Annotated in this window: 4 protein-coding genes; all 4 read right to left on the reverse strand. The window is 77.4% G+C overall.

Going from position 1 to position 3,309, the window contains the following annotated elements:
- Positions 1-900, reverse strand: a 900-nt coding sequence (rsmA, locus tag FNQ90_RS17060; protein ID WP_182607175.1) for a 16S rRNA (adenine(1518)-N(6)/adenine(1519)-N(6))-dimethyltransferase RsmA, incomplete at its 3' end; no start/stop codon positions are given.
- 103 nt (positions 901-1,003) lie between these two features.
- Positions 1,004-1,867, reverse strand: coding sequence for a TatD family hydrolase (locus FNQ90_RS17065; RefSeq protein ID WP_182607176.1), 864 nt, complete (start codon positions 1,865-1,867; stop codon positions 1,004-1,006).
- Between the two features lie 62 nt (positions 1,868-1,929).
- On the reverse strand, positions 1,930-2,217 hold the full coding sequence (locus FNQ90_RS17070; RefSeq protein WP_182607177.1) for a hypothetical protein: 288 nt from the start codon (positions 2,215-2,217) through the stop codon (positions 1,930-1,932).
- A gap of 121 nt (positions 2,218-2,338) precedes the next feature.
- A complete protein-coding gene (gene rsmI / locus FNQ90_RS17075) occupies positions 2,339-3,208 on the reverse strand; it encodes a 16S rRNA (cytidine(1402)-2'-O)-methyltransferase (RefSeq protein ID WP_182607178.1) in 870 nt (289 codons plus the stop codon).
- Between the last annotated feature and the right edge of the window lie 101 nt (positions 3,209-3,309).

The following is a 3,309-nucleotide window of genomic DNA, read 5'->3' on the forward strand; positions in this document are numbered from 1 at the left end:
TCCCGGTGCCCCGGCCCGCCCGGGGCGGTGCGCGGCGATCCGGGCGAAGTCCTCCACGGTCAGCTCCTCGCCGCGCGCCCGGGGCCCGACCCCGGCGGCGACCAGGGCGGTCTCGGCGGCGGCGGACGAGCCGGCCCACCCGGACAGCGCCGAGCGCAGCATCTTGCGGCGCTGCGCGAAGGCGGCGTCCACGACCGCGAAGACCTCCTCGCGGCTCGCGGTGGTCCGCGGCGGGTCGCGCCGTTCCAGGGAGACCAGCCCGGAGTCCACGTTGGGGGCGGGCCAGAACACCGAACGGCCGATGGCGCCCGCCCGGCGGGCCCGCGCGTACCAGGCGGCCTTGACCGACGGCACCCCGTACACCCGGGAGCCGGGGGCGGCGGCGAGCCGGTCGGCGACCTCCGCCTGCACCATCACCAGGGCCCGCTCCAGGGTCGGGAAGGTCGCCAGCATGTGCAGCAGGACCGGCACCGCCACGTTGTACGGCAGGTTCGCCACCAGCGCGGTGGGCGCGGGTCCGGGCAGTTCGGTGACGCGCATCGCGTCCCCGCGCACCAGCGCGAACCGGTCGACCAACTCCGGGAGCCGGGCGGCGACGGTGGCGGGCAGGGCGGCGGCCAGCGTGTCGTCGATCTCCACGGCGGTGACGTGCGCGGCGGCGGGCAGCAGCGCCAGGGTCAGCGAGCCCAGACCCGGTCCGACCTCGACCACGGTGTCCCCCGGGCGCAGGTCGGCGGCGCGCACGATGCGGCGCACGGTGTTGGCGTCGATGACGAAGTTCTGGCCGCGCTGTTTGGTGGGTCGCACGCCGAGCGCCGCCGCGAGTTCGCGGACGTCCGCCGGGCCCAGCAGCCCGTCGGTGCCCGCCCGGGGTGCGGCGTCCTCCCGTTCCGAAGTCATGCCGGAAGTCTACGGGCGCCCGGGCCGCCGGCCGGGCGCCGGCCCGGGGGCGACGGGACGGCCGCCGGGACGCCCGGCGGGCGGCGCCACCGGCCCGTCGCCGTCACGCGGCGGGGGCCGGGAACGCGCGGCGGGAGTTGTCCGCGATGTGCCGGGCCAGCTCCGTCTCGTCCATCCCCAGCACGCCGGCCATCGCCCGCAGGGTGTGCGGGATCAGGTGCGGCGCGTTGGGCCGGCCGCGGAACGGCGCCGGGGTCAGGAACGGGGCGTCGGTCTCCACCAGCAGGCGCTGCGGCGGGGTGACGGCCAGCGCCTCGCGCAGCGGCTCGGCGCTGCGGAAGGTGACGTTGCCGGCGAAGGACAGGAACCAGCCGCGCTCCGCGCAGTGCCGGGCCATCGCGGCGTCCCCGGAGAAGCAGTGGAAGACGGTGCGCGCCGGCGCGCCCTCCTCCTCCAGCACGCGCAGCACGTCCCGGTGGGCGTCCCGGTCGTGGATGACCAGCGTGCGGTCCAGCTCCTTGGCCAGGGCGATGTGCCGGCGGAAGGAGCGCTCCTGGGCCGCCCGACCCTCGGGGCCGGTGCGGAAGTGGTCCAGGCCGGTCTCGCCGACCGCCCGCACCTGCGGCAGTGCGGCGAGTTCGGCGATCTCCTCCAGCGCGGCGTCCAGCGCCGCCGGGCCGTGCTCCAGCTCCAGACGGGGCGCCTCGTTGGGGTGCAGGGCGACGGCCGCCCACACCCGGTCGGGATGCTCGGTCGCGGTCTTCACCGCCCAGTGGGCGCGCTCGACGTCACAGCCGATCTGCACCACCCGCTCCACCCCGACGGCGGCGGCCCGCTCCAGGACGAGCGCCGGCTCGGGTTCCTGCATGTCGATGTGGGTGTGCGAGTCGATGACGGGGACGGCCAGCGGCTCGGGGAGCGGGGGGATCTCCACCCGGGCGGCGCGGGCGGCCTTGGACTGCGGCATGGGGCCGAGTCTACGGCCGTCCCGCCCGTCGGCGGGCACGGTACCGGCCGACGGCCCGGCCCTCAGATCCGCTTGCCGGGCGCCGGGCGCGGGGCCCGGTCCAGGGCGTGCTCGACCCGTTCCACCAGCCCCGAGCGCATCAACCGGATCCGCCCGCCGCCGCAGTCGGGACAGCGGGGCCTGCTCAGCGGTGAGGGGACCCGCTCCTCGTCGGCGAAGTACAGCACGAAGGGATGGCCGAGGGGATCGACGTGGTGCTCGATGCGGTAGGTGCGTTCCCAGCCGTGACCGCAGCTCAGGCACGCGAAGGCGTATGACTCGGTGACCGTCTCGCGGTGGGTGTCCCTCATCGACCCCTCCCGGGGCTCCGTTCGGCGCCGGCGGCGGGACGTCTGGCCGCGTCCCGGGGGCGCGCCCCCGCGGGAACCCGGGGCGCGACGCACGCCGGGGCGGGCGGCGGTCCCGGGGCCGCTACCGGCCCGTTTCGCCCCGCTCCTCACCAGTATGCCCGTCCCGCTTCGCGGCGACCACCGCGTCGAAGACCTCTCTTTTGGGTCGACCGGCCGCTTTCGCCACCTCCGCGATGGCCTCCTTGCGCCGGGTGCCCCCGGCCTCCAGCGCCGCCACCCGGCGGGCCAGCTCGGCGGGGTCGGGCGGCGGGGCCGAGGACGGGTCGGCGCCGCGCACCACGATCGTGATCTCACCGCGCACCCCCTTCTCCGCCCGGGCCGCCAGCTCGCCCAGGGTGCCGCGCAGCACCTCCTCCCAGGTCTTGGTCAGCTCACGGCAGACCGCCGCCTCCCGGTCCGGCCCGTACGCCTCGGCCATCGCGGCCAGGGTCGCGGCCAACCGGTGCGGGGCCTCGAAGAAGACCATGGTGCGGGTCTCCCCGGCGTTCTCCCGCAGCCGGGCCAGGCGCTCCCCGGGGCGGCGCGACGGGAAGCCCTCGAAGCAGAACCGGTCCACCGGCAGACCGGAGACGGCCAGCGCGGTGAGCACCGCGGAGGGGCCGGGGACGGCCGTCACCCGCACCCCGCGCGCCACCGCCCCGGCCACCAGCCGGTAACCGGGGTCGGAGACCGAGGGCATCCCGGCGTCCGTGACCAGCAGCACCCGGGCGCCCGCCACCAGCTCCTCCACCAGCTCGGGCGTGCGGGCCGCCTCGTTGCCCTCGAAGTAGGAGACCACCCGGCCGGTGATCCGCACGTCCAGGTCGCGGGTGAGCCGGCGCAGCCTACGGGTGTCCTCGGCGGCGACCACGTCGGCGCGGGCCAGTTCGGCGGCGAGCCGGGGCGGGGCGTCGTCGGGGTCGCCGATGGGGGTGCCCGCCAGGACCAGCAGCCCGCCCTCCGGCTCCGGACCGGGCTCCGCTTCCGGCTCCGGGCCTTCGGCGTCCCCGGGGGCCTCCGCGGGTTCGTCGAACGGCCCGGACGCCCCGGCAC

The organism is Streptomyces alkaliphilus (assembly GCF_014141535.1).
Lineage (GTDB): Bacteria > Actinomycetota > Actinomycetes > Streptomycetales > Streptomycetaceae > Streptomyces > Streptomyces alkaliphilus.

Excerpts from the sequence above, each read along its gene's own strand:
- FNQ90_RS17065 (WP_182607176.1), bottom strand. The coding sequence starts at position 1,867 with ATGCCGCAGTCCAAGGCCGCCCGCGCCGCCCGGGTGGAGATCCCCCCG.
- FNQ90_RS17070 (WP_182607177.1), bottom strand. The coding sequence starts at position 2,217 with ATGAGGGACACCCACCGCGAGACGGTCACCGAGTCATACGCCTTCGCG.